We start from the raw sequence: 25,440 nt of genomic DNA, 5'->3' as shown, positions 1-25,440 counted from the left end.
TCAACCATGCCGAGGGAGACGCCATCATGCTGAATCGCCGAGATCTACTGAAGAACGCCGCGGCCGCCGGCACGGCCGCGCTCTCAAGTCCGTTCCTGGCGAGATCGGCAAACGCGCAAGATGTCACGCTGGACGTACTTTACGCCTTCCCGGCCTTCGCGAAATTCCATGAGCCAATTGCTCAGGAATTCATGAAGCAACAATCGAGCATCAAGATCCAATTCCGCGCACCGGCGGCCAGCTATGACGAGGGCCACCAGACCATGCTGCGGCAAGCCGTCACCAACCAGCTCCCCGACGTCTACTACTCCGGCTATCACCTGCTCGCCGAGCTCGTGCGCACGCTTGTGAAGCGCAACCAGATCACCGAGGTCGCGCCATTGCTCCAGAAAGAGGACGCCGCCTGGCGCAAGGCCAATTATTCCGACGGCATCCTGGCGCTCGGTGCGGTCGACGGCAAGATCTACGGTCTCGCATTCAACGCATCGCTGCCGGTCATCTATTTCAACGAGCAACTCGTGAAGGATGCGGGCAGCGATCCGAACAAGATGCCCGACAACTGGACTGACATGATCGCGCTCGCCGTCAACATCAAGAACAAGGGCTCCGACGTCGCCGGCATAGCCTACAACATCCATGATTGGCCGGACGACTGGCTGTTCCGCTCCCTGATCCTGCAAGGCGGCGGGCAGATGCTCGACGCCTCGGAAACAGCCGCCGGTTTTGGAAATGAGGCCGGGCGAAAGGCTCTGCTCCACTGTCGGCGGTTCGTCGCCGACGCCAAGATGCCACTGATCGATTGGGACGCTTCGCGCCAGCAGTTCATCGCCGGCAAGATCGGCATTTTCGCCGACACGCCGGCGCGGTTGCGCCAAGTCACGGACCTGATCGGCGACAAGTTCACCTTGCGCACCTGCACGTTCCCGATCGACGACAAACAGAAGGGCGGGCTGCCGACCGGCGGCAACGCGGCGATCATCACGGCGAAAGATCCAGCAAAGCAGCGCGCGGCCTGGGAGTTCCTCAAGTTCGTGAGTGGCCCGGAAGCGCAGAAAATCGTGGTCGAGACGACCGGCTACATGCCGACCAACTTGCGCGCTTCCGGCCCCGAATTCCTGGCCCCGTTCTATGACAAGAACCCGAACTTCCGCACCGTATCGCAGCAGCTCGAGCGCGCGAGGCCATGGCAGGGCTATCCGGGCCGCCAGTCCGTGAAGATCTGGCGTACCCAGCGCGAGATCATCAACGCGGTCATGCGCGGCGAGACGACCGCCGACGCCGGGCTCGAGCGTATCGTCAAGGAAAGCAATGCCCTGATGAAGAGTTCGTGAGCCATACGCGATCGGCTGGCAGGTGTCTAAGCGCCGGCCGCGGCTCTTCTCCTCGAGATGAGAATCCAGTGTTCATCGTTGCCCAGTTGAGCGACTTCCACGTCCGACCGCGCGGCAGGACCGCTTACGGTGACGTCGATACCAATGCGATGTTTCACGACGCGATCGATGCCGTGCTGAGCCTCGATCCGCGGCCCGATTGCGTCGTCGTAAGCGGCGACCTGACCGATTGTGGGCTCGACGAGGAATACAGGATTGTCGACGCTGGCCTCGCCAGGCTCCCGATGCCAGTGTTCGTCATTCCAGGGAACCACGACCGGCGCGAACAGCTCTTACAGTCCCTCCGCCCTCGCCACCGCTATCTTCCGCGCGACGGTTTCGTCAATTTTGTCGTGGACGATTTCCCGGTGCGCCTGATCTTCCTCGACAGTGTCGAGACCGGACAGACCTACGGGACTTTCTGCGCTGCACGGCAGACGTGGCTACGCGACGCGCTCGCGGCTGGACGCGGCAAGCCGACGGCCGTTATCATTCATCATCCGCCGTTCCTCGTCGGAGCCGACGGGATGGATGAATTGCGTCTCTTCAACGCTACGGCACTCAAGGCAATCATTGAAGATCACCCGGAAATCGAACGCGTGCTGTGCGGCCACTATCACCGCGCGATCACGGTCCGGTACGCCGGGACGGTCGGCTACGTGGCGCCAAGCACGGCGCATCAGGTCGCGCTTGACCTGCGGCCGGGTCGCAGCAATCGCTTCATCATGGAGCCACCGGCATTTGCCGTGCATAGTTGGCGGCCCGACATGGGCATCAGCAGCCATCTTGTTCCGATCGGAGACTACGGCCGCCCGTTCGAAATCGCGCTCGATCGGGATTATCCGGGGATTGATGGACCCAAGGGGATGGATGGGCCCACGAGTCTTCCGACCCTGCTGGCTGGCGCAGAGGCCGTTGTCGGTGAGGCCGCGGCCAAGCTGGTCGCGATGCAAGGCACGCCGCTGGTGACCGAGCGCAAGGACCGGCTCGATATCGTCACCGAGGCGGACCTCGCCTCGGAAGCGATCGTCGTCGCGGGTTTGAAGGAGCTGACGCCGGATGCCGGCATTTTGGCCGAGGAGAGCGGCACGAGCCAGGGGACCAACGGTGGGCGCTGGATCATCGATCCGCTCGACGGCACGATCAACTACGCGCAGGGACTACCGTGGTTTTCGGTGACGGTCGCCTACGAGGTCGGCGACGAGACCAAGCTTGGCCTCATCAATGCTCCCAAGGTCGGGCTGACCGCGCGCTATCTTGCGGGCCAAGGCGCGACGATCGATGGCGTGCCGGCACGAGTCTCCACGACGCGCTCGCTGTCGGACGCGGTCGTCTCGGTGGTCTTGACGTCGCATTTCTCGCAAGACGAGATCCATCGAACGACGCGTGTGATCGAGCTGCTCGGCAGGGTGGCACGCGGGGTGCGCATCGTCGTCTCTGGCGCCTTCGAGATCGCGATGGTCGCCTCGGGCCGCTTGGACGCATTTGTTTCGCTGAAAGCCGACGTCGTCTCGCATGCGGCCGCGATGCCGATGGTGTGGGCGGGCGGCGGACGGGTCACGACATTGACAGGAAACCCATGCCGCAACGATGATCTCGACAAGATCGCCTCCAACGGATTGATCCACGAGGAGTTGCTCTCTCACCTACACGAGGCGCTGAGATGATTCAGCAGCTCCATGCTCGCCTCGCCTGATCTTGTTACCCGGGAGAAACTCACTCAAGGAGAAATCGGCGAACGGCTCGGGCTTGCCCGTACACGCGCATCATCACGGAACGGTCGCTGACAAGTTAGCGACGCCCTCGCCTTGGAAACAGCCTATCGCGAATGTAGCGCGAGGTCGCAGTCAATCTGGCGCCACGCGGCTTGCGCCAAACCGCTCGATCGATCTCCTTCTTATCGCCCACCTTCAGACGACCTGACACCTTCTTTGCCAGGAAAATCGCGTCACTCATCCGGCGGCCCGATTGGCGATTCCTAGCTTTCACTTCCTTCCAGAGTTTCAGCGGCCCAAGCTTCAGCTTGGGAAGCTCCTCCTTGATCTCCCGACGAAGGCAGCTCCTGTCGCTCTCGCCAGCTCGCCGACGGCCCCCCGGGAACATCCAGAGCCCGTCGCGCCTGCGTCTCACCATGAGGACGCGGCCTTTTCTTGCGACCACCAGTTTCGACGATTTCGCCATCATCAGCCTGCTACTAGCCTACATTCATCGTACCAAACTCATGGCGAAACAGCCCTCAATCTACGGGCAAATGATCGCCTTGATGATTCCATCTCGTCGCTCGACCTGTTGCTCGAACGCCGCGGGCGTCTGGTCGAGCGAAAAGCGATGCGTGGCCAGCGGCGTGAGCTTGACGCGCCCTCCCTGCGCGAGCGCGATGGCCCGCGGATAGACCTCAGGCATGCGACGTGAGAACTTGATCGACAGGCCCTTTCGACGCGACTCCGCACCACTCAGGATGTACTGGTTGTTCTCGGGAATGCCGACGAGAACGACCCGGCCGCCGATACGGGCACAGCGCGCCGCATGCTCAAAGCCGTGCGAGGAGTCGGTCGCCTCGATCACCAGATCGACGCCGCGGCCCTCGGTGACGTCCCCGACCCCGGCGTAGCTACGGCACGCCACATCCGCGCCGAGGTCGCACGCCAGCGCGGTACGCTGATCGACCGGGTCGATCGCGATGATCTTTCCGGCACCGGCGAGCCGGGCGAGTTGCACCAACAACAGCCCCACTGGCCCGCAGCCCAGCACCGCCACGGATTCCAGAAGCCGTGGACGCGCCAGGTCCATGGCATGGATGGCGACGCCGAGTGTTTCCAGGATCGCAGCGCCGGCCGGGTCGATGCTGTCAGGCACCAGATGCACCGCGGATCTGGGCACGCAGACAAATTCGGCCATCGCGCCGTTGTGTGGTGCGTAGCCGAGGAACTTCACATTGGGACAGAGATTGGTGTGGCCGCGGTGACACCATTCGCAATGGCCGCATGGAATGGAAGGGTCGACGGCCACCAGCGCGTCGGCCGAAAGTCCCGCTTTCCGCGCCGAGTCCGGCGTGAGGACACCCGAGAATTCATGGCCCAGCACGAACGGTCTGACGCTCGTCGGGCCGGTTGTTCCGCCCTCGAGATAGGAATGCAGATCGCTGCCGCAGACGCCGACCGCTTTGACGCGGATGATGAGCTCATCGTCCGCCACCGGCTTCGGCTCGGGGATATCGAGGACGCGGATATCGCGAATGTCCTGGAGCACCGCAGCGCGCATGTCGAAATCATCCTGCTTGAACAATTGTCCTCACGATATTACATATGTAATTGCACTGTGACAAATGCTTTTGTGGCCTGCAGCCGCGCGGGGCGGTCACGCCAGCATCGGTGCCGAAGACGGATCTGATGCCTGCTCGCGGAAAAGCGCGGCTATTTCTGCTTGTCGATCAGCTTGAGCGCGGCGGCGGCGGCGTCCTCGTCCGTCACCAGCACCTTGCCGATCCGGCCGCGCAGCACCGCGGCGATGATCGGTGCCTTGTTGAGGCCGCCGGCGATCAGCATCGAGGTTGGCACGCGCGCCAGCTTCTCGAGCGGCAGCGCGATGGCGCGGCTGTTGATGCCGTGGTCGATCGGCCGGCCGGACTTATCGAGAAACTGCGCGAGTACGTCGCCGACGGCACCTGCGGCCCGCAGATGCTCGGCACGTACGTCCGGCGGCAGCCCATGCCGCATCAGCAGCGAGCGCGGCGTCAGATCTCCCATGCTCAACAGCGCCAGATCGATCTGCTCGACGCTCTTCAGCACCTCCTGATAGACCTCCTGGGCGAGGAAGGTGTCGCGCGAGCGCGGACTGCTGGCAAAAATCGGGGCTGCCATATAGCTGCATTGGGCGTGGAGCCGGTGCGCGAGCTCGCCCGCAATTTCGAAGGTGTTGAGCTCGAGGCCGCGCGACAGGCCGCCCATCATGGAGACGATGGAGAGATCGGGATAGTCGGCCGGCGTGACATAGCGGATGGTCTCGCGCAGGGTCGCGCCCCACCCGATACCGATGATGCGCGGGCGCTTCTGTTCGAGGAGTTTGGACAAATACGCACCCGCTGCCATCCCGACCAGGCTTGCAACCTGCTCGGGATTCCCCGGACTCGGTATGACGACCGCATCTTCGAGCCCGCATTCCCGACGCAACCGGTGCTCCAGCTCCGCGCAGCTCGCAAAGGCGGAATTCAGGCGGATGTTGACTATTCCGGTTTGTCGCGCCTCCGAGAGCATGCGGTTGACCCGGGCGCGGGTCAGCCCCAGCCGCTCGCCAATCTCGGCCTGGGTCAGGTTCTCCATGTAATAGAGCCAGGCGACCCGCAGAATGGTTTGATCAGTCACGGAGCAGCCCCCACTGCAGCCAAAAGCCTCGTCAGACGTCGGGTTATTTGAGGCGATCTTTCGTTGGTCGTCAAATGTGAGGCCATGAATTCGCCCGTCATGCGGCCTTCGCGCCCGGCGCGCCGTCCTCGACCACAAATGTCGTCAGCCGGCGTACGGCGCTCCTGGCATCCTTGACGTCGTCGAGCACCTCGAAGCCCACGGTGCCATGCCGGGCATCGAGCTCGACGGTCGCATAGCCGCGCTTGTCGCCGCGCGCAAAGATAAGATGCGGATTCTCCGCCAGTGCCTTGCGTACGCTGCTCTCGCTCGGCCCGTCCGAGGTGATGGAGGTGCCGACGAACTCGGTCGCAATGGTCGGGCCGTCAGGCCGGGCAAAATCATGCTTCAGATCGGCGGTAAAGAAGGCGTGGCGGTCGCCGCCGATCACGATCGGATTGCGCCGGCGATGCGCGAGGAGCGAATCAAGGAGACGACGCCGGGCGTTGGGATAGCCATCCCAGCCGTCCATCCAGAACCGCGCGCCATCGTCCCCTTCCCGCTTGTCCTGCGCCATCAATGTCTGCTGGGCGACGATCGTCCAGCGGCCGCGACAGTCGCGCAGGCGCGCATCGAGCCATTGCTCCTGTCGCTGGCCCAGCATCGTCCGGGCTTCGTCCAACCGGCCTGCACAGTCAGTCGCCCAGGTCGGGCGGCCGTTTCCGACACAGGCCGATGCCGAACGATATTGCCGGTCGTCGAGCAGCAGCACGTCGAGCATGTCGCCGAAGCGATAGTGCTCGTAGATCGTGACATCCGCGCCCCGTGTACGCGCCGAGGGCGGCAGTGGCATGTGCTCGTAATAGGCCTGATAGGCCGCCGCACGGATCTTCAGGAACTGGACGGGATCGCGCACGGTGTAGGAGCGATCATTGGCATAGTCGTCCATCACCTCATGGTCATCCCAGACTGAAAGCCAGGGGAAGGCGGCATGCGCCGCCTGCAGGTCGGAATCGCTCTTGTACAGCGCGTAGCGGTTGCGGAACTCCTCGAGCGTCGTCGGGATTCCGACGCCGTGCTGGCGGACATGGCGCGATCCCCAGGATTTCTCATAGATGTAGTCACCGAGATGCACGACCAGGTCGAGATCGCGCGCGGCCATGTCGCGGTAGGCGGTGAAATAGCCCTGCTCGTATTGCTGGCAGGAGGCGAAGGCAAAGCGGAAAGGCCGCCCCGACTCGGCCGGCGCGGTTCGGGTGCGTCCGACCCGGCTGAGCGCCGGACCCGCGCGGAAGCGGTACCAGTAGACGCGATCCGGCCGCAGTCCAGTCGCCTCGGCATGCACGGAATGTCCAAGCTCTGCCGTCGCCCGCACCACGCCGCGGCAGGCGATACGCGAGAAGCTCTCGTCCTCAGCGACCTGCCATTCGACATCCACTGGTGCCTGCATGCCACCGCCGTCGAGAGGTTGCGGTGCAAGACGCGTCCACAGGATGACGCTGTCCTGTCGCGGGCATCCGGACGCAACACCGAGCGTGAAAGGATCCGTGCCGAAGGAGATCGGCACTCCCCGCACGAACCCGGCGGGCGCAGCCAGGGCCGCACTCGCCAGCGATCCCACGAGAAAGCGGCGGCGGGGAATCATGGAAGCGTCGGCACGGCTTCGAACTTGCGGCGAATGCTCACGGCAAGATCGGGCCGATCGGTCGTGATCTGCCGCACCGGCTGGGCAAGCCAGTAGGCGATATCCTCCGGCTCGTTGGTTACCCATGCACCGAGACGCTCGGATCCCAGCACTTTGAGGGCCAACGGCAATGTGAGTCCCAGAAGCGATTTTTCGACCGCGACAATACAGCCCGGAATCGCGGCAAATTGCGCCAGCGCGGACGCAATTCCGCCCATCATCTCCGCCGAACGTCGGTCGAGCGAAGCAAGCACCCGCGCCTCCGGCCGCAGCCGGCGCACGGTCTCGATCACAGCCGGCACGAAGCAGGTAATGACGGCACGCCGTTCCAAGCCCCGGCGCTTGATCTCGTCGACCAGCCGCGCCTCGAGGCCCGAATAGGGATTACCGACCGCATCCGTCTTGATCTCGATGTGGAGCTCTAGCGTCGTTTCGCTGAACACATCGAGCACCTCGCCGAGGGTCGGAATGCATTCGTCACCGGCATCGCGAAGACGCGTTGCCGTCAACCGTCTCAGGCTCAGTTCGCCAACCGGTCCGCTGTCGAATGTTGTGCGGTCGAGCAGCGGATCGTGGATCACGACTAGCCCGCCATCCGCACTCTGATGGACGTCGAACTCGACCGCATCAACACTTTCCTTGTACAGGTTGCGGAAGCCGGTGAGGCTGTTCTCCGGCCAAAGATCGCGCCCGCCGCGGTGTCCGGCGATGAAAACCATGATCAGTCCCTATTTGCTGCTGTCGATAAGACCCTTGATGAACCAGCGCTGCAACAGCAGCACGACCAGCGCCGGCGGCAACATCGTTAGGAGCGCGCCGCTCATCGCGATGTTCCAGGCCGGCTCGCTGTCGGAGCGTGGGATCAGGCCCTTCAGTGCAATGACGGCCGTCGCCATGTCCTTGTCGGTCGTGAACAGCAATGGCCAGAGATACTGATTCCAGCCGAACAGGAACAGGATGATGGCGAGCGCCACCATGTTCGGAACGGACAGCGGCAGCAGGATGCTCCAGAAGAAATGCAGCGGCGAGGCGCCGTCCAGCCTCGCTGCCTCGCACAGTTCGTCCGGCACCGTGAGGAAGAACTGGCGGAAAAGGAACGTGGCAGTGGCTGAGGCGATCAGCGGCAGGATCAGCCCCGGATAAGTGTTGACCATGTTCCATTCGAGCGTGATCGCGATGTGGTGGCCGCTGATCCAGCCCCACAGATCCGCCAAATGCAGGGTGTCGGCGAGCCATTGCAGCGGCAGCGCTGCATTGGCCACGGCTTCGAAGGTCGGCACGATACGAACTTCGATTGGCAGCATCAGCGAGACGAAGATGAGCCAGAATGCGAGCATTCGGTAGCGGAATCGAAAGTAGGTGATGGCGAAGGCCGAGAGCAGCGATACCGCAATCTTGCCAGCGGTGATGCCGAGCGCCACGACGATCGAATTGGTGAAGGTGCGGCTGAAATTGCCCTTGCTCCAGGCCAGCTGCAGATTGTCGAAGAACTGGCCTCCCGGGAGCCATGGCAAAGGCACCTTCTGCACCTCGGCCACCGTAAGCGATCCCGCCACGAACGCGAAATACAGGGGCACGCAGACCGTCAGCGCGCCGGCGATCAGGATCGCGTGACAGACCATGCTGAGGATTGGTGAGCGCTCTACCATGCGGCTAGACCCCGTAGTTGACCTTGCGGTCGAAGTAGCGGAATTGCAGCAGCGTGCAGATCAGCGCGAAGCTCATCAACAGAACCGATTGCGCGGCCGAAGAGCCGAGGTCGAGATTGACGAAACCGTCGACGAAGACTTTGTAGACCAGAATGTTGGTTGCCCCGGCCGGGCCGCCTTTGGTGACGGCATCGATGATGGCGAAGGTTTCGAAAAAGCCGTAGATGAAGTTCATCACGGCGAGAAAGAAGATCGTAGGCCCGAGCATCGGCAGCGCGATCGAGACGAAGCGCCTGATAGGACCGGCGCCGTCCACCGCGGCGGCCTCCATCAGCGATACCGGCACCGCAAGCAGACCTACGACCAGGAAGATATAGTCGTAGCAGATGTGCTTCCATGACGCTGCGAGCGTCACCAAAATCAGCGCGTCGGTTGGATTGAGGTTGGGATCCCACGCGATACCGAAACTGTGCAGCACCTGCGCGAGCGGGCCGACCGCCGGATTGAACAGGAAGGCCCACAGGATGCCGGCGATCGCGGGCGCAATCGCATACGGCAAAAGAATGATCGTGCGATAGATCGAGCGGCCGCGCACGATCCTGTCGGTGGCAAAGGCAAGCACCAGCGCGCTCCCCAGCGTGAGTACGTTCTGCGCCACCGTGAACCAGAACGTCACCGCGATCGACTGGCGATATTCGCCGCTCGCAAACAGCGCCTTGAAATTGTCAAACCAGACGAACTGGACGTTGGTTCCGAAGGGATCACTGAGGAGAACGGATTGCGTCAGCGCCCGCAGCGACGGGATGAAGAAGAAGAACAGGAGAATCAGCAATTGCGGCAGCAGAAGCAGCGTGGGCAGGCCGGCGCCGTCGCCGAAATTGGCGCGCTTCAATCCTGCCTCTTGCGCGGGACGACGCGCCTTCCCCGACAGTCGGGATCGGCTGGCTACCGCAGCCGGCCCGACCTTGGTCTGGACACCCCCGCGGCTTCTTTGAAGCGCGGGGGCGGCGCGCGCATCACGCCAAGGGATAGACAGGCGCAACGTCATGGACGCTCGGTTTCGGGAGTCTTCCCGGCGTTGAGCTTTTCGAATTGCCGCAAGATCTCGTTGCCCCTCTTGACCGCGTCATCCATCGCCTGCTGCGGCTGCTTCTGACCAGCAAAGACTGCCTCCACCTCCTGGCGCTGGGCCAGCATCGTCTGCACGAAATTGCCGAAGCGGAAGCCGCGCGAGTTCTCGTTCGGCGTGCCGCGCGAAAGCTGTAGCACCGCAATCTCCCTGGTCGGGTGATCCTTGTAGTAGCCGCGTTCTCGCGCAAGCGCATAGGCACGGTTCGTGGCGGGCACATAGCCGGTTGCGCCATGCCACCACACCTGCGTTTCCGGCTGCGCGACAAAGTTCAGAAAGGCCGCCACCGCCTCGTATCGCTCCGGCGTGTGGCCCTTCAGCACCCAGATGGCGCCGCCACCGATGGTGCTATTGAGGGGCGGATTGATATCGCTCTCGTGCGGCAGGAAGGTGGCGCTCCACTTGATGGTCGCATTGCGCTCGATATTGCCGTGCGACGCGGTCGAATTGACGAAGGTCGAGCACCGTCCCGACGTGAACAACTGTTCGGGGCTCAAGCCCTGCCCAGCGATCTGCATCACGCCGTCATCGAGCCACTTCTTCAACCGCGCGACTTGCGAGACCACCTTCGTCTTGTTGTAGACGAACTCGGTACCGAGCCCGTCAAAGCCGTTTGCGAGTGTGCCGTAAGGCTGGTTGTTGATGGCGCTGTAGTTTTCAAGCAGGCTCCAGTAGAAATCGCCGGGCAGCACCGTGCCGCAGTCGCTGATGCCCTTCGACTTGATGGCATAAAGCTGGCTCTCCAGCTCCTGCCAGGTGTCAGCCGGCTTGTCGAAGCCGGCCTTCTGGAAGTGATCCTTGTTGTACCAGAAAATCGGCGTCGACGAGTTGAACGGCATTGCCGACATCCGCCCCTTGTAGCTCCAGAAGCTCGCGACCGGCTTGATGAAATCCGAGAAGTCGACCTTGTAGCCCTTCTGCTCCAGCAGGTCCTGCACGGGAACAACCGCCCCCGAGAGCAGCATCGTCATGTAACCACGCTCGGCGATCTGCACCATCTCCGGCGGCCGCTTGGCGCGGTAGGCGGCGATCACCCCGTTGGTCACCTCGTCATAATTGCCCTTGGCGACCGCGACGACCGTGTACTTGTCCTGCGACGCGTTGAACTTCTCAACCAGCTCATTGAGCCGGTCGCCCAAGACGCCACTCATGGCGTGCCACCACTGCACCTCGACGCGCGCCTGTGCCGGAGCAGCCAACACCAACGCCCCGAACAAGGCCGCAATGAATGCGACTTTCCTACCCATCCGCAGCCTCCCGTCGCCGGGCAGGAAGCCCAGCTTATACATTTGTATTTCTATAATGACATATGTGTCGAGATGATGAAAGAGGGATCAGCTGCTTCTTGCCCGTGGGCATGCCGGGTGGCGGCGGGCCTGCTTCCGTGGGGCGTGCCGACGGCGGCTTAAATGAAGCCGGCAAAGGCGTCCTGTTGTGCCGCCGTCAGGTGCAAGCCATGTTTGGTACGCCGATCCAGGAAGTCCGCGGGCTCCCTGGCCCACTCCGTCTCGCGCAGAAACGCGGCCTCGCGTTCGTAGAAGTCGCCACCGAAATGCCGGCCGAGATCGGCCGAGACGCGGACCGGACCCAGCAGTTCGCGCGCCCGCGTGCCGTACAGGCGCGCGTAGTGATGGACCAGCTTGCGCGGAAGGTCGGGATATTGGCGCGCCAGCTCGACGACGAAGGCATCGAAGTCATTGCCGATGTCGCCACCCGGCAGCTTCTGTCGCGCCGTCCAGGCCGGCGACATCTTCGGAAACCATGGCTCAAGACGTTGCAGCGCATGTTCCGCGAGCCGGCGGTAGGTCGTGATCTTGCCCCCGAAGATCGAGAGCAGCGGAGGCACGCCCTGCGCGCCATGAACCTCGAAAACATAGTCGCGCGTCACCGCGGAGGGGTTTTGCGCGTTGTCGTCGTAAAGCGGCCGGACGCCGGAAAATGCATGGACGATCTCCCGCGCATCCGGCGGGGTCCGAAAGTAACGGCGCAACACGGCGAGCAGATAGGCGATTTCGCTGTCGTCGATCGCGACATCCTCCGCGCGGCCACCATAGGAGATGTCCGTCGTGCCGATCAGCGCGAGATCTTTCTCGTAAGGATTGACGAAGATGACGCGACGGTCCTCGTTCTGGAGCAGATAGGCCTGCGTTCCGCTCCAGAATTTCGGCACCACGATATGGCTGCCCTTGACTAGCCGCACGCTGTGCGACGAATTCAGCCCGACGACACCCTGCACGACGTCCTGAACCCACGGCCCCGCCGCATTGACCAGTGCGCGCGCCCGGACGATCTCGGTGCCGCCGTCATCGCCCCGCATCTCCAGCTGCCATACATCCCCTTCCCGGCGCGCACTTAGGGCGCGGGTGCGGGGCAGGATGATGGTGCCGTTGCGCGCGGCGTCAATCAGATTGAGGATCACGAGCCGGGCGTCATCGACCCAGCAATCGGAATATTCAAAGCCATGGCGGAATTCTGCGCGCAGCGGCGCGCCCTCCGGCGCATGTGTGAGATCGAGACCCCGGCTCGACGGCAGCCGCTTGCGTCCGCCGAGATGATCATAGAGAAACAGGCCGGCTCGAACGAGCCAGGCCGGCCGTTGCTCCGGCGAATGTGGCAGCACGAAACGCATCGGCCAAATGATGTGCGGCGCGGAGGCGAGCAGGACCTCGCGCTCGATCAGGGCCTCGCGGACCAGGCGAAACTCGTAATATTCGAGATAGCGCAGCCCACCGTGAACAAGCTTGCCCGAGCGCGACGACGTGCCTTCGGCAAAGTCGTCCTTCTCGCACAACAGGACCTTCAGGCCGCGGCCTGCCGCATCGCGCGCGATGCCGGCTCCGTTGATGCCGCCGCCGATGATCGCGATGTCGACCAGCCCATGATCCCTGCCCGCGTGCGGCGCAGTCTCCGTCATCACATCCTGCTGCGCTTCTTCTCGATCCGTCGTCGCGCTGCCGCCTTTGCAGGTGCGCGTGCCTTGCCCGGCTTCGCCTTGGAAGCCCCGGACTGCTGGAGGCCGTAGGTCGAGAACCCCTTCGCGGTGTCCGCGATCTCGGCTGCGCTGAGAATGTGCGGCGATCCCAACGCAAGCGAGAGATAATATTGACGAGCGATGGTCTCGAGCTCGACCGCCAGCCACATCGCCTTGTCGAGGTTTGCGCCGACCGCGACCATGCCGTGATTTGCAAGCAGGCAGCCGTTGCGATCTTCGAGCGCGGCGAGCGCCAACTCGGACAGTTCCGCCGTCCCGTAGCGGGCGTAGCCGGCGCAGCGGATGTCATTGCCGCCGAATGCGGCCATCATGTAGTGGCAGGCCGGGATCGGCTTGCGCGCGATCGCCAGCACGGTCGCATAGGTCGAATGGGTGTGGACGACGCTGCCGACATCGGGGCGGCCGCGCATGATGTCAAGATGAAAGCGCCATTCGGTCGACGGCTGCAACGGCCCATCCCAGGCGCCGTAATCACCTTCAAGCGGCATCGAGGCGATCATTTCCGGCTTCATCGCGTCATAGCGCGTCGCGGACGGCGTAACCAGCATCCGGTCCTTGTAGCGGGCCGAGATATTGCCCGATGTTCCCTGGTTGAGGCCCGATGCGTTCATCCACCGACACTTGGCGATGATCGCCTCGCGCAACTGTCGCTCCTCACGGGTCATGGCAAGATACCTTTCGTCTTCAGCACGGATTAAGTGGCGGCTCGCCGGCGAGATAGCGGCGAACCTCTTCCGCCGCCTGATCGGCAGCAATGGTGACGGTGCGCAAGGAAGCCCCTGCAATGTGGGGTGTCAGCGTGACGTTGGGCAGCTGCAGAAGCGGCCAGTCGGCCGGCACCGGCTCCACCGCAAAGGTGTCGAGCATGGCTCCGCCGAGCGGCCCGGCAGACAGCGTATCGAACAGGGCCTCGTAGTCGACCAGAGGTCCACGCGCCGTATTGATCAAGATGGCGCCCGGCTTGACCTGAGCCAGCGCCGCGCGATCGATGAAGCCGGTGGTCTCCGCGGTCACGCGCGCATGCAGGCTGATGACGTCGGCGCGCGCCAAGAGTTCGCTCAAGCCGACGTGCTCGACGCCGTCATTGCGATCCTGCGCGCTGAGCTGGACGTATGGATCCGCCACCAGGATCTTGCAGCCGAACGCCTTGAGCAGCTTCACGACGCGACTGCCAATCGCGCCATAGCCGACGATGCCGACGGTCATCTCGCCAAGCTCGCGTCCGGTGCGGTCGGCGCGATAGAGGTCACCGCGCCATTCGCCGGCACGCAGGGATTCATGCCCGCTGCGGATCAGGCGCGTTTCGGCCAGAATGGCGCCAATGGTGAACTCGGCTACCGCGCTGGCATTGCGGCCGGGCGTGTTGACCACGAGCACCTTGCGGTCGCGCGCGGCCTGCATGTCAATATTGACGGGCCCACCGCGCGAGACCGCGATGAATTTGAGGTTCGGCAGACGCTGGAGCATCGATCGCGAGATCGGGGCAAGGTGCGTAACCAGCAATGCGGCGTCGCCGATGAAGTCCACGACCTCATCGGGATCGCCCATGAACTCCTTCAACCCGTCGAGCTTGGAACCGGCATAGCCATGTTCCATCGGCTCGTCCGGCCAGGGCTGTTCCAAAACGCGGATGTCGATGGCGTTGCTGCAGGCCGCCGTGATCCGTTCGGCAAAGACCTTCGGCAACATGAAGCGGTCACCGACGATAGCAATCTTGCTAGGCATGACCGGCTCCCGCACGCACGGCCGCGAGTTGCTTCCAGACCGGCCGCGCCGCGAGCCTGGCATCCAGATAGGCCGGAAATAGCCGCGCATAGCGCGACGCCAATGCCGGGTCCGGCGTCTGCGGAGCAGCGAGATACGGCCGCACCCATACATCCGCGCAGGCTGTCATGTCCGGATAGAGGCCGGTTGCCACCGCCGCGATCATGGCGGCGCCCGCGGCTCCCGCCTCGGCGCGGCTGCAGACACGGACGTTGCATTCGAGCGCAGCACCGAGGATGGCGCCGAGCGCGCGACTGCGCGCTGCGCCACCGGTGATACGCACGTCACGCGGCAGCGCGCCCATGGCGGCGTAGCAATCGCGGGCGGCGAAGGCGAGCCCTTCCATCACCGCACGCATCAGATCCCAATAGCCGTGGCGGGTGCGCAAGCCCAGGAACTGCGCGCAGGCCTCGTGCGCGACGAATGGGCCGCGCTCGCCGGCATCGGAGATGAAGGGATGGAACAGGAGCTCGCCGGGATGCGCCTGCATGACCCGGTCATCGAGTTTCCCGATCAGTTCGGCGCGCGAGCGCGCAACACCCTCGGCGGCGAGCAGGTCGCGCGCGAGATCCAACAGCCAGTCGATGTTCAGCGTCGCCGCCATATTCGATTGCATCTGGGCATAGTGACCGGGGACCGGAAACGGCATGGTGTAGCCGGTCGCCTCGGCATTGAGAACCACAGCTTCGGCGCTTGGTGCCAGCCGCATATGCATGCCGGTCGAACCAATGATGGTGCAGCCGACATCCGGCGCCGGATCGTAGAGGCCAGCTCCCAACGCGTTGCAGATCACATCGACATAGCCGAGCGATACCGGAACGCCCTGTGGCAGACCGATCTCGAGCGCCGCGCCGGCGTTCAGCGGGTGCGTGGTCACAACGCCATCGACGACGTCGGGAAACAGAGTCACACAATCGGCGATGCCGATCAGACGCGCCGTCTCCGCATCAAACCGGCGCTTGCGGAAATCCCCGCAGGAGAAGGTCGCCTCCGACGGGTCGGTCGCGCGCTCGCCGGTGAGCAGGAAATAGAGCCAGTCCTTGCAATGAAAGGCCGTGCGGGCGCGCGACAGGCGCTCGGGCGCATGCGCCTGCATCCAGGCCAGTTGCGGCCCCTGCTGGCAGGCGTTGAGCCCCGAGCCCGTCCGCCGGTAGAGCGCCGCGTTGCGCTCGCTATCGCGAATCCCCTCGACGAGACCGGCAGCCCGGGAATCCAGCCAGAGCAATGCCGGCGCGACGGGGCGGCCGTCATCGTCGATCAGCCAGGTGCCATCCCCCTGCCCGGTGACGGCGATGGCGGCGAGCCGCGAGGCGAGATCGGGGACGGCTGCCACCAGGCCGCGCAGCGCAGCAACGGTATCCTTCCAGGTCCGCGACATGTCCTGCTCGACATGTCCCCCGGCGGACGTCGTGTAGCTGTTCGGCAGCGAGCATTCGCCAAGCTGCCGGCCATCGCGCGTGAACGCGACCGTCTTGATCAAGGAGGTGCCGGCATCAATGCCGATGATGACGTCGCGGCCCGTCGAAGTGCTCATGATCAGGCTGCCTCCGCGTGGCGAATGCAGTTGCCGTCGGCGCCGAACAGGTGGAGGTGCCGCGCCTCCAGCGCGAAGGGAAGGATATCTCCGGGTCGCGCTGCGATCTTGTTCGGCGTCACCGCGATGAGGAGGCGGCCGTCGCATTCGCCTGCAACATGCGACTGGTCGCCCAGCCACTGGTTGGATACGACGCGCACACGCACATCCCCGCTGCCGACGGAAATCTTCTGCGGGCGGATGCCGACGCGGAGGCGCGCACTCTGCTCGAGCGCGCGGCCCGCGGCCGCGTCCAGCGTTCGCCCGTCGAGCCGGAGCGCGAGATCCGGACCGAACGAGAGACGGAAGCCGCCATCGGCCCGAGCGACCTCGGTGTCGAGCAGGTTCATCGGCGGCTCGCCAATGAAGCTCGCAACGAACAGATTCGCCGGATGATCCTTCAACTCCCGTTCGCTGGCGAACTGCTGAAGCACGCCGTCTTCCATGACCGCGATACGGTCGGCGAGCGCGCTCGCCTCGGTCTGATCGTGGGTGACGAAGATCGCCGTCATCCCGCGCTCGGCGAGCAATCCCTTGATCCGCCCGCGCAAGACCGCACGGAGCTGCGGCTCGAGCTGGCCCATCGGCTCATCCAACAGATACAGATCAGCATCGCGCACGAGGGCGCGTGCCAGCGAGACACGCTGCTGCTGCCCTCCGGAGATCGAGCGCGGATAGCTATCCAGGATATCCGAGATCTCGACCAGCAGCGCGATCGCCTCGACCCGGCGCGCGATCTCACCATGCGAGAGCTGCTGCGCCTTCAGGGCGAAGGCGATGTTCTCGCGGACGGTCAGCGGCGGGTAGAGCGAATAGCCTTCGAAGGCCATCGCCACCTTGCGCCTGGCCGGCGGCAATTCGTCGATCCGGCGCTGGCCGAGCGTGATCGTCCCCGAGGTAACGCTTTCGAAGCCCGCGATCATCCGCAAGGTCGACGTCTTGCCGCAGCCCGACGAGCCCAGGAGCGCGACGATCTCCCCCTTGCCGACCTCCATATCCAGCGCGCGCACCGCATGGACCGGTGGCTTGCCGCGGCTCCGGTAGACCTTGTCGACGTTCTTGATCTCGAGCGTGCCCATGGTTATCCCGGTCTCATCATGCCGCCTGCCGCCGATGCGACAATTCGATGCGCAGGCCCGTCGCGCGGTCGAACAAGAGCGCCGCCTCTGGCGCAAAGCGAACGAAGACGCTGTCTTCCGCGCTCGCCATGGCTGAATTCTGCGGCAGGGCGGCCAGCCATTCGGATCCATCGGCGAAGCGCAGCAGCAGCACGGCCTTCTCGTACATCGGCGTGATCGCGACGACGCGCGCCGGAATGGCATTCTCGCCCGCCTGGCGGGTGATGACGAGATCGTCCGGACGCACACCGAGCCAGCACGGACCGTGATCGATCGCCGCACGATCGGCGGCATCGAGCCGAACGGACGTGCCCGCCACCTGCGCGCTGAGACAGCCCTGAGCGGCGACCGGCTCGACCTCGGCCAGATTGATGCTGGGATCGCCAAACAGCCGCGCGACGGCAACGGACGCGGGCCTGGCATAAATCTCCTCGGGACGCGCGACCTGCATCAGATGACCGCCGACCAGGACCGCGATGCGGTCGGCAATCGCCATCGCCTCGCGATAGTCCTGGGTGATATAGAGAACGGCGGCCGAGCTCCGCCGCAACAGGCTCGGCAATTCGAGCCGCATCTCGTAGCGAAGCTTGGCATCGACGTTGCGCAAGGGATCATCGAGCAGCAGCACGTCCGGATTGCCGATCAGGGCGCGTGCGAGCGCGGTGCGTTGCTTCTGCCCGTTCGACAATTCGCGGGGCATGTGGCCCAGTACATGCTCGATCTTCAGGAGCCGGCTAATCGACTTGACCCGGGCCGCCACCTCTGCGGCGCCCGCCTTGGCACGCAAGCCGCTTGCGATATTGGCCTGGGCGCTCATATGGGGAAACAGGGCAAAGTTCTGGAAGGCCATGCCGATCCCGCGCCGCTCGGGCGGAGCACCCACGATCGACTGACCGCCGACCAGAATGTCGCCTTCGTCAGGCTCGAACATGCCGGCGATCATGCGCAAGAGCACGGTCTTGCCGCTGCCGGACGGACCGAACACTGCGACGATTTCACCGGGCTCGACAGCCAACGAAAGATTGTCGGCGCAGCGGACCGGACCGAACGACTTGCCGACGGAGTTGAGTTCGAGACGCGCCATGGCCTTCAGCCCTTCACCGCGCCGAGCGACAAGCCTTCGACCAGGTAGCGCTGCGCGTAGAGCGCGAGCAGCAGGGTCGGCGTGACGGAGAGCACGATCGCCGCCGCGATCTGGCCGTACTGAATGCCGGACGCGGTGACGAATGCCAGCGCGCCCACCGTAACCGGTTGCTTGTCGGCCGAGGCCAGGATCAGAGCGAATACGAAGTTGTTCCAGCAGAAGATGAAGGAGAGCAAACCCGCCGCTGCGATACCGGGGCCGGCGAGCGGCACTGCAATCCGGGTGAACGCCTCGCGCCAGGTATGGCCGGCGAGACGATAGGCATGCTCGATGTCGGGGCTGATGTCCTCGAAATAGCCGCGCACGATCCACAGGATCAGCGGCAGCGCGATGAGCTGGTAGACCCAGACAATGCCAAAATACGTGTCGTTGAGGCCGATCTGCTGATAGTAGAGCGACAGCGGCAGCAGCACCAGCAGCGGCGGAGCAAAGCGAAACGACAACAGCGTGAATGCGATGGTCTCGCCGAGCCGAAACTTGAACCGCGCGAAGGCGTAGGCCGCGGGCACACCGAGCAACAAGGCCAGAACCACGGCGGCGCTCGACAGCGCGAAGCTGTTCACGAGGTTGCGCATGAAGGATATCTCGAGATTGCCGGCGGCGGTCCGGAGCTGTCCCGAGATCAGCGCCTGGTAATTGGCGAGCGTCGGCTCGAACAGAATGTGCGGCGGAATCCGCAGGATCTGCTCGTTGCTCTGGAACGACATCAGGAAGATCCAGAAAATCGGAAACATGAAGAAGATGAGCACGAGCGTGAGCGCCACGCCGCGGAAGATGCGACCCGTGCGACTGGAATGATCCATCGCCGCCTCCCCTTCCTCACGCGTGGCCGTGGGCGCGCGCCCGCAGCCGCAGCCAGTTCTTGATGAAGATATTCGACAGGATATTGGTGATCAGCCACAAGATCATCAGCAGCGCCGCCGAACGTCCGACATTGGTGTATTGGAAGAATTCGAGATAGGCCTGGACCTGGAACACCATCAGCCGGTCGCCGGGGCCGCCCTGCGTCATCGCATAGATGATGTCGAACTGCTGGATCGAATCCAGCAGGCGAAACAGCGAGGCAGTGATGATGTAGGGCGCGAGCATCGGCAGCGTGATGCGGAAGAACACGAAGCTTGCCGGCACCCCGTCGAGCGCCGCCGCCTCGAACGGCTGCCGCGGTAACGAGCGCAAGCCCGCCAGAAGCAGAATCATGATGAAGGGCGTGTAGACCCAGACATCGACCAGCACGACCGTGAACAGTGCGGTCGAGGGATCGGACGCCCATTTGAAGTCATGCACGCCGAGCAGGCTTACGAGATAGGACAGGATACCGAAGCTCGGATTGGTCATGAGCTTCCACATCAGCGCCGCGATTGCGGGCGCCGTCATCAGTGGCAGCAGCAGCGCGATCGATACGGCGTTGTGAAAGCGCGTCGGGCGCCGCAGCAACAGGGCAATGCCGAGACCGAGCAGCAGCTCGAGCACCACCGTCAACGCGGTATAGGTGAGCGAGATGCGAAGCGTGTTCCAGAAGGCGGGATCGGAAATAAAGTCGATGTAGTTATCGACCCCGATGAAGCCGCGAAGGTAGGGCAGGTTCAACCGGTAGCGCTGAAGCGAATAGACGGCCGCCGTCACGAAGGGGACGAGGATGGCGATGCACACCAACAGAGCAGGCAGGCTGAGCAAGTAGGGCAGCATGCGCCCGCGCAGCCGCGTGGTGCGGCGCGGGAGCACATTCGTCGGGGACAATTGGACCATGCTCATGATGATACGCGATCACGCATTGGCTTCAACACCGCCGGCCCGGATCGGGTGGGCCCTCCGAACCGGCGGGTCGGCGTGGCGCGGAGGAATGAGGCGCCACGCAAGGCGTCAAGCACGGCCGATTCAACCAAGACCTGCCTGCTTAAGCTGACGGTTGATGCTGTCGGCAAGCTTGTCGAGCCCCTCATCGACGCTGACCTCCTTGGCCACCATCTTCTGGAGGGAAGCGGCCCATTCCGTCGTCAGGTCGAAGAACAGGGGCTGGGCGGTGAAGTAGATCTTGGCACCCGGCGACGACATATCATGCTGTTCGAGATAGCCCGGATAGGACTTCGCGATACGATCGCGGAATTCGCTGTCCTTCCAAACCGAAGCGCGCACCGGATTGACGAAATCCATCTTGCGGGCCCCGAACAGATCGTGCTCGGTCGAAGCTGCCCACTGCATGAACAGCCAGGCCGCGTCCTTCTGCTTGGAGAAGCTGGAGAGCGCGAGCGACCAGATCCAGACGTTCGGCGTCGGCGCCTTGGCGGCCGGATTTGCGGCAAAGGGCGCGTAGCCGAGATGGCCCCTTTCCTTGTTCTCGCCGCCGTTCATGAAGTAGCCGAGAATGTCGGCGTCGAAGATCATGCCGGAGGCGCCGGCGCCGAGGTCCGTGCCGACCTGGTACCAGGTGTAGGTCGACCAGTTCTTCGGCCCCGAGGTCTGGATCATCTTGACCCATTTCTCGTGGAACTCCTTGGAGGCCTTGGTGTTCATGGCGGCCTTCAGCTTGCCGCCCTCCATCACGAAATCCTTCTGGCCGAAATTCGAATAGGCCGACAGGAAACCGGGATGAATCGTCGCCCAGGAGCGCGAGCCGCGAACGCCGACGCCATAAGGCCCGCCTGCATCCTTGGTGATCTTCGCGGCAACCTCGAGCATCTCGTCAAGGTTCTTCGGCGGCTTGACGCCGACCTTGTCGAAGATGTTGCGGTTGTAGGTGATGTTGTTGAGTTCATAGCCCCACGGGATGCACCATTGCTTGGCCTTGCCCGAGCCGAGCTCGGAGCCTGCCACGCCATCCCACGCCGTTGACGAACGAAGACCGGGCAGAACGTCGTCCCAAGCAAAGGCCGGATTGGTCTTCGCGGGGTCCTTGATGTAGGCGTTGAGGTCCTCGATCCAGCCGGCCGGACCGTAGGTCCAGGTCATGTAGGCGCCGGTCATGAAGGCGTCGTACTGGTCCGACTTCGAGGACAGCGCCGCCGTGACCTTGTCGAAATAGACGTCCTCCGGGAAAATATCATAGGCGAGGTTCATCCCCGTAAGCGTCTTGAAGGCTTCGATATCGCCGATCATCGCATCGACGTAGGGATGCTTGTTCAACAGCAGCTTGACGGTCTTGCCGCTATAGGCCTTCCAGTTGAAGTCCGCTGCCATGGCCCGCGACATCGCGGAAACGTAGGCGGAATTGGCGGCAACGCCGGCAATGCCGAGCTTTGCGGCACCGTCCAGCAGATCACGCCGGCTGATGCGCTTGGCAGCGTAGGAATCGAACAGATTCTTCTCGCGATCGTACATGAGTTACCTCCCGTTATGCGCGTTTACTTCCCTTCCGACCCTTGTTCTTGGTCTTCGTGTTCTTGTCCTTGCCGGATGTTGCCTCCGGCTTGTCCGTTGCGAGGGCCTGAGCGGTCACCTCGTCGAGGATGAGTCCGTGCAGGAGACGGCTGCGCAGCACCGCGCGCAGCGCGGCGACCTTGGCCAGACCGCCGCCGATGGCGACGATGCGGTGCCTCCTGAGGTCGGCCGCCTCCATCGAGGTCGCGCGGGCCGACAGGTCGATGTCGAGCAGCTCGCCGTCGGCGTTGAAGAAATGTCCGAGCAGATCGGCGCAGGCGCCGGCACGCTTCAGTTCGATGACCTCGTCCGGCCTGATCATGCCGCTCGAGACCAGGAAGCCCTCGGCATGGATCTGTCCGATACCGACAAACAGGAGCGAGGCCTTGCGCGCCAGCGCGAACACCTCCGCGATGCCGTATTGTTTCATCAATACGCCACGATCGGCGACCGAATTGGCGAAGACCGGGACCGGCAGGAGATAGGCCTCCGCCCCCGTACGCTCCGCCAGCCGATGAATGACGTCAAACGGATTGGCTGCGAATTTCCGCGTCAATCCGCCGAGCAGGGAGACGAACTGGACGTCGCTCGCCTGCGTCTGCGGCAATTGCTCGACGACCGCCGCGAGCGTGCGGCCGTGACCGACGCCGATGATCTTGTGCTCGCCGCGCTCGAGGTTCTGCCGCAGAAAGCTCGCGCCTTCGAGCGCCAAGGCCTTGAGCGGCAGGTCGTCCTCGCCCAGATCAGGCGCGACGCGGCAGAAGGCAAGTCCGTAGCGCTCCGCCAAATTGTTCTCCAGCGCGACGCATTCGGCCACGGGCCCCTCGACGAAGACGCGGATCATGCCCTCGCGGCTGGCACGCGCGATCAGCCGATGCGCCTTGGTGCTCTGGATGTTGAGGCGGTCGGCGACCTCGGACTGGGTCAGCCCGGCGGCGAAATACAGCCACGCCGCCCGCGTTGCGAGCGACGCCTCACCATCAGCCATCGGCAGCCTGTCGGAAGATGTCGCCACGCCAGAAATGCCCGCTTGCAATTTTCTTCACGTCTTGCAAAAAATTGCAGATGCGCGTTGGGACGTCAATCCCCCAAACGTGCTGCGCTGCAATCGTGCGGCGGCTGGGTCCTTTGGCGCCGTTAGGTCAGTGCAGGCGCCATGACTTCTGTGGAGGTCGAATGGCGGGCGCGTTCCTCGGTATCGACGTCGGAACTGGCGGCGTTCGCGCCTGCGCCGTCGACGCGCGCGGCAGCATGTTCGGAATGGAATCGGCAACCCTTCCCCCGCCCCGGCACGATGGCAACGCCATCGATCAGGACCCGGAGCTCTGGTGGGATGCGACGATTGTTGCGATCTGCAAGCTCGGCCGCAGCGTCGATCTCCAGGCGATCGAACGGGTCTGCGTCGACGGCACATCCGGCACTCTCCTGATGGTCGACGCAGCCGGCCGGCCCTGCACGCCGGGGCTCATGTACAACGATACGCGCGCGACGACGGAAGCTGCCCGCATTGCGGCCGTGGCGCCGGCGGACAGCGGGGCGCACGGCGCGAGCAGTGCGCTGGCAAAACTGCTATATTTGTCAAGCCGTAGCGAGCGCAGCCAAGCGCACCTTGCCGTGCATCAGGCCGATTGGATCGCCGGTCGGCTAGCCGGACAGCACGGCATCAGCGATGAGAACAACGTCCTGAAGCTCGGCTACGATCCGGTCACACGCAGCTGGCCGGCCTGGCTCGACGAGCTCGGCGTATCGCGCAAGCTGCTGCCGAAGGCGATGATTCCCGGGACGCCGTTTGCGGACATCGATCGCACGGTCGCAGCCACGCTCGGCCTGTCGCCGTCGGCGCGCATCGCGGCCGGCACCACGGACGGTGTCGCCGCCTTCATGGCCACGCAGGCGGACGAGCCCGGCGATGCCGTCACCTCGCTCGGAACCACGCTGGTCGTGAAGCTGCTTGCGACTCGGCCGATTTTCGCCGCAAGCCAGGGCGTCTATTCGCACCGACTTGGCGAGCGTTGGCTTGCAGGCGGCGCCTCCAATTCCGGCGGCGGCGCCCTGCTCGCGCATTTCACGGCCGCCGATATGGAACGATTGACCCCGCAACTGCGGCCGGAGACACCGACCGGACTCGATTACTATCCCCTTCCCAAGCCAGGCGAGCGCTTTCCGATCGCCGATCCGGCACTGCCGGCGAGGGTCACACCGCGCCCGGCGGAGGACCATCGTTTTTTCCAAGCACTCCTCGAAGGCATCGCCGCGATCGAATCGCTCGCCTATCGGCGCCTGGCCGATCTCGGTGCGCCAAAGCCCCGGCGCGTCATCAGCATCGGCGGGGGCGCGAAGAACGCGGCCTGGACCGAGATGAGACGGTGCGCGCTCGGCGTTCCCGTGACGGTCGCCGAGGAGACGGAGGCAAGCTATGGCGCCGCACTATTGGCCTTGCGGGGCGGTCCGCCATGATGACCGACACGATCGATATCGACGGACTTGGCGCGATCGCAGACCGCTTCGATCACGTGCTGCTCGATCAATGGGGCACGCTGCACGAAGGCCAGGCGATCTTTCCGCTGGCGCGGGAGTGCGTCGTGCGGCTGCGTCAGGCCGGCAAGCACGTCCTTGTCCTGTCGAACTCCGGCAAGCGCGCGAGCAGCAATGCGGCGCGGCTTGCCTCGCTCGGCCTTCCACCGCACGCCTATGATGGCATCCTGACTTCGGGCGAGGTCACTTGGCGCGGCCTGAAAGCGCGTACGCAGACGCCATTCACCGAGCTCGGCCACGCCTGCCTGCTGATCGCACGTGGCGGCGACCATGCGATCGTCGATGGGCTCGAGCTCACTATCGTGAGCGATGTCGGAACGGCCGACTTCATCCTGCTCGCGGGCCTCGACGATGCCGTCGCCGAGCCGGAACACTGGCGCGTGCGCCTGGCGGACGCCGCTGCGCGCGGACGGCCGATGCTGTGCGCAAATCCCGACCTCGCGATGTTCGGGGCCTCGGGACTGATTCCCGCCCCCGGTGCCTTGGCCCGCTTATACGAAACGCTGGGTGGTCGTGTGGCCTATGTCGGCAAGCCGCACGCGCCCATCTTTGCGGCTGCGCTCGAACGGCTGGGGCAGCCGGACCCGACGCGCGTCTTGATGATCGGCGACAGCCTCGACCATGACGTTGCCGGTGCTCGCCGTGCGGGCATGCTGACACTTCTCCTCAGATCCGGCGTGCACCGGGATCATGCGCGGACTGGTTCAGTTGAATTGGCACGACCATCACCCCGCGCGGATGTGCCGATGCCGCACTGGACGATGCACCATTTGGCCTGGTGAGAGCCG

General features: G+C 64.1%; 22 protein-coding genes. 4 read left to right on the top strand and 18 right to left on the bottom strand.

Annotated elements, in window-relative coordinates:
• Positions 1-26: 26 nt before the first annotated feature.
• Both NLM27_RS04605 and NLM27_RS04600 read left to right on the top strand, forming a co-directional pair.
• A complete protein-coding gene (locus tag NLM27_RS04605; protein ID WP_254142216.1) occupies positions 27-1,331 on the top strand; it encodes an ABC transporter substrate-binding protein in 1,305 nt (434 codons plus the stop codon).
• Between the two features lie 68 nt (positions 1,332-1,399).
• Complete coding sequence (locus NLM27_RS04600; RefSeq protein ID WP_254142215.1) at positions 1,400-3,037, top strand: inositol monophosphatase family protein; 1,638 nt, start codon at positions 1,400-1,402, stop codon at positions 3,035-3,037.
• 124 nt (positions 3,038-3,161) lie between these two features.
• On the opposite strand, the gene NLM27_RS04595 is transcribed toward NLM27_RS04600, so the two are convergent.
• The 18 genes from NLM27_RS04595 to NLM27_RS04510 all read right to left on the bottom strand — a co-directional run bounded on the left by NLM27_RS04595 (position 3,162) and on the right by NLM27_RS04510 (position 23,105).
• Complete coding sequence (locus NLM27_RS04595; protein WP_254148752.1) at positions 3,162-3,551, bottom strand: NUDIX hydrolase; 390 nt, start codon at positions 3,549-3,551, stop codon at positions 3,162-3,164.
• Positions 3,552-3,611: 60 nt separating this feature from the next.
• Positions 3,612-4,655, bottom strand: coding sequence for a zinc-binding dehydrogenase (locus NLM27_RS04590; protein ID WP_254142214.1), 1,044 nt, complete (start codon positions 4,653-4,655; stop codon positions 3,612-3,614).
• Positions 4,656-4,783: 128 nt separating this feature from the next.
• Positions 4,784-5,731 (bottom strand): sugar-binding transcriptional regulator, encoded by a 948-nt coding sequence (locus tag NLM27_RS04585; protein ID WP_254142213.1) that lies wholly within the window; start codon positions 5,729-5,731, stop codon positions 4,784-4,786.
• 97 nt (positions 5,732-5,828) lie between these two features.
• Positions 5,829-7,355 carry an alkaline phosphatase gene (locus NLM27_RS04580; RefSeq protein WP_254142212.1) on the bottom strand — a complete coding sequence of 509 codons (1,527 nt, stop codon included), beginning with the start codon at positions 7,353-7,355 and terminating at the stop codon, positions 5,829-5,831.
• Complete coding sequence (locus tag NLM27_RS04575; protein ID WP_254142211.1) at positions 7,352-8,113, bottom strand: glycerophosphodiester phosphodiesterase family protein; 762 nt, start codon at positions 8,111-8,113, stop codon at positions 7,352-7,354. Before NLM27_RS04575 ends, NLM27_RS04580 begins: the two co-directional genes overlap by 4 nt.
• A 9-nt stretch (positions 8,114-8,122) precedes the next feature.
• Entirely contained in the window at positions 8,123-9,043 is a 921-nt protein-coding gene (locus NLM27_RS04570) for an ABC transporter permease subunit (protein WP_254142210.1), read from the bottom strand.
• A 4-nt stretch (positions 9,044-9,047) separates the two neighbouring features.
• A complete protein-coding gene (locus tag NLM27_RS04565; protein WP_375142228.1) occupies positions 9,048-9,935 on the bottom strand; it encodes an ABC transporter permease subunit in 888 nt (295 codons plus the stop codon).
• A 152-nt stretch (positions 9,936-10,087) separates the two neighbouring features.
• Positions 10,088-11,419: an extracellular solute-binding protein gene (locus tag NLM27_RS04560; RefSeq protein WP_254142209.1), complete on the bottom strand. Its 1,332-nt coding sequence runs from the start codon at positions 11,417-11,419 to the stop codon at positions 10,088-10,090.
• Between the two features lie 158 nt (positions 11,420-11,577).
• Complete coding sequence (locus NLM27_RS04555) at positions 11,578-13,086, bottom strand: glycerol-3-phosphate dehydrogenase (RefSeq protein ID WP_254142208.1); 1,509 nt, start codon at positions 13,084-13,086, stop codon at positions 11,578-11,580.
• Positions 13,086-13,829 (bottom strand): class II aldolase/adducin family protein, encoded by a 744-nt coding sequence (locus NLM27_RS04550; protein WP_254142207.1) that lies wholly within the window; start codon positions 13,827-13,829, stop codon positions 13,086-13,088. Before NLM27_RS04550 ends, NLM27_RS04555 begins: the two co-directional genes overlap by 1 nt.
• Positions 13,830-13,848: 19 nt before the next feature.
• Positions 13,849-14,889 carry a 2-hydroxyacid dehydrogenase gene (locus tag NLM27_RS04545; protein ID WP_254142206.1) on the bottom strand — a complete coding sequence of 347 codons (1,041 nt, stop codon included), beginning with the start codon at positions 14,887-14,889 and terminating at the stop codon, positions 13,849-13,851.
• Positions 14,882-16,462 (bottom strand): FGGY-family carbohydrate kinase, encoded by a 1,581-nt coding sequence (locus NLM27_RS04540; protein WP_254142205.1) that lies wholly within the window; start codon positions 16,460-16,462, stop codon positions 14,882-14,884. The genes NLM27_RS04545 and NLM27_RS04540 overlap by 8 nt, the downstream gene beginning before the upstream one ends.
• 2 nt (positions 16,463-16,464) lie before the next feature.
• On the bottom strand, positions 16,465-17,580 hold the full coding sequence (locus NLM27_RS04535) for an ABC transporter ATP-binding protein (protein WP_254142204.1): 1,116 nt from the start codon (positions 17,578-17,580) through the stop codon (positions 16,465-16,467).
• 16 nt (positions 17,581-17,596) lie between these two features.
• A complete protein-coding gene (locus NLM27_RS04530) occupies positions 17,597-18,703 on the bottom strand; it encodes an ABC transporter ATP-binding protein (RefSeq protein WP_254142203.1) in 1,107 nt (368 codons plus the stop codon).
• Positions 18,704-18,708: 5 nt separating this feature from the next.
• On the bottom strand, positions 18,709-19,566 hold the full coding sequence (locus NLM27_RS04525; protein ID WP_254142202.1) for a carbohydrate ABC transporter permease: 858 nt from the start codon (positions 19,564-19,566) through the stop codon (positions 18,709-18,711).
• Between the two features lie 16 nt (positions 19,567-19,582).
• Complete coding sequence (locus NLM27_RS04520; RefSeq protein ID WP_254148750.1) at positions 19,583-20,509, bottom strand: carbohydrate ABC transporter permease; 927 nt, start codon at positions 20,507-20,509, stop codon at positions 19,583-19,585.
• Between the two features lie 129 nt (positions 20,510-20,638).
• A complete protein-coding gene (locus tag NLM27_RS04515) occupies positions 20,639-22,078 on the bottom strand; it encodes an extracellular solute-binding protein (protein ID WP_254142201.1) in 1,440 nt (479 codons plus the stop codon).
• Positions 22,079-22,091: 13 nt separating this feature from the next.
• On the bottom strand, positions 22,092-23,105 hold the full coding sequence (locus NLM27_RS04510) for a sugar-binding transcriptional regulator (RefSeq protein WP_254148749.1): 1,014 nt from the start codon (positions 23,103-23,105) through the stop codon (positions 22,092-22,094).
• 188 nt (positions 23,106-23,293) lie between these two features.
• Here NLM27_RS04510 and NLM27_RS04505 point away from each other — a divergent pair, with 188 nt between their 5' ends.
• Together NLM27_RS04505 and NLM27_RS04500 are read left to right on the top strand one after the other, a co-directional pair.
• Positions 23,294-24,574, top strand: coding sequence for an FGGY-family carbohydrate kinase (locus NLM27_RS04505; protein WP_254142200.1), 1,281 nt, complete (start codon positions 23,294-23,296; stop codon positions 24,572-24,574).
• On the top strand, positions 24,571-25,434 hold the full coding sequence (locus NLM27_RS04500; RefSeq protein ID WP_254142199.1) for a TIGR01459 family HAD-type hydrolase: 864 nt from the start codon (positions 24,571-24,573) through the stop codon (positions 25,432-25,434). Before NLM27_RS04505 ends, NLM27_RS04500 begins: the two co-directional genes overlap by 4 nt.
• Positions 25,435-25,440 lie beyond the last annotated feature (6 nt).

The sequence above is a fragment of the Bradyrhizobium sp. CCGB12 genome (genome assembly GCF_024199845.1).
Lineage (GTDB): Bacteria > Pseudomonadota > Alphaproteobacteria > Rhizobiales > Xanthobacteraceae > Bradyrhizobium.
Note: the sequence above shows the minus strand (reverse complement) of the source record. Positions and strands in the feature narration are given on the sequence as shown.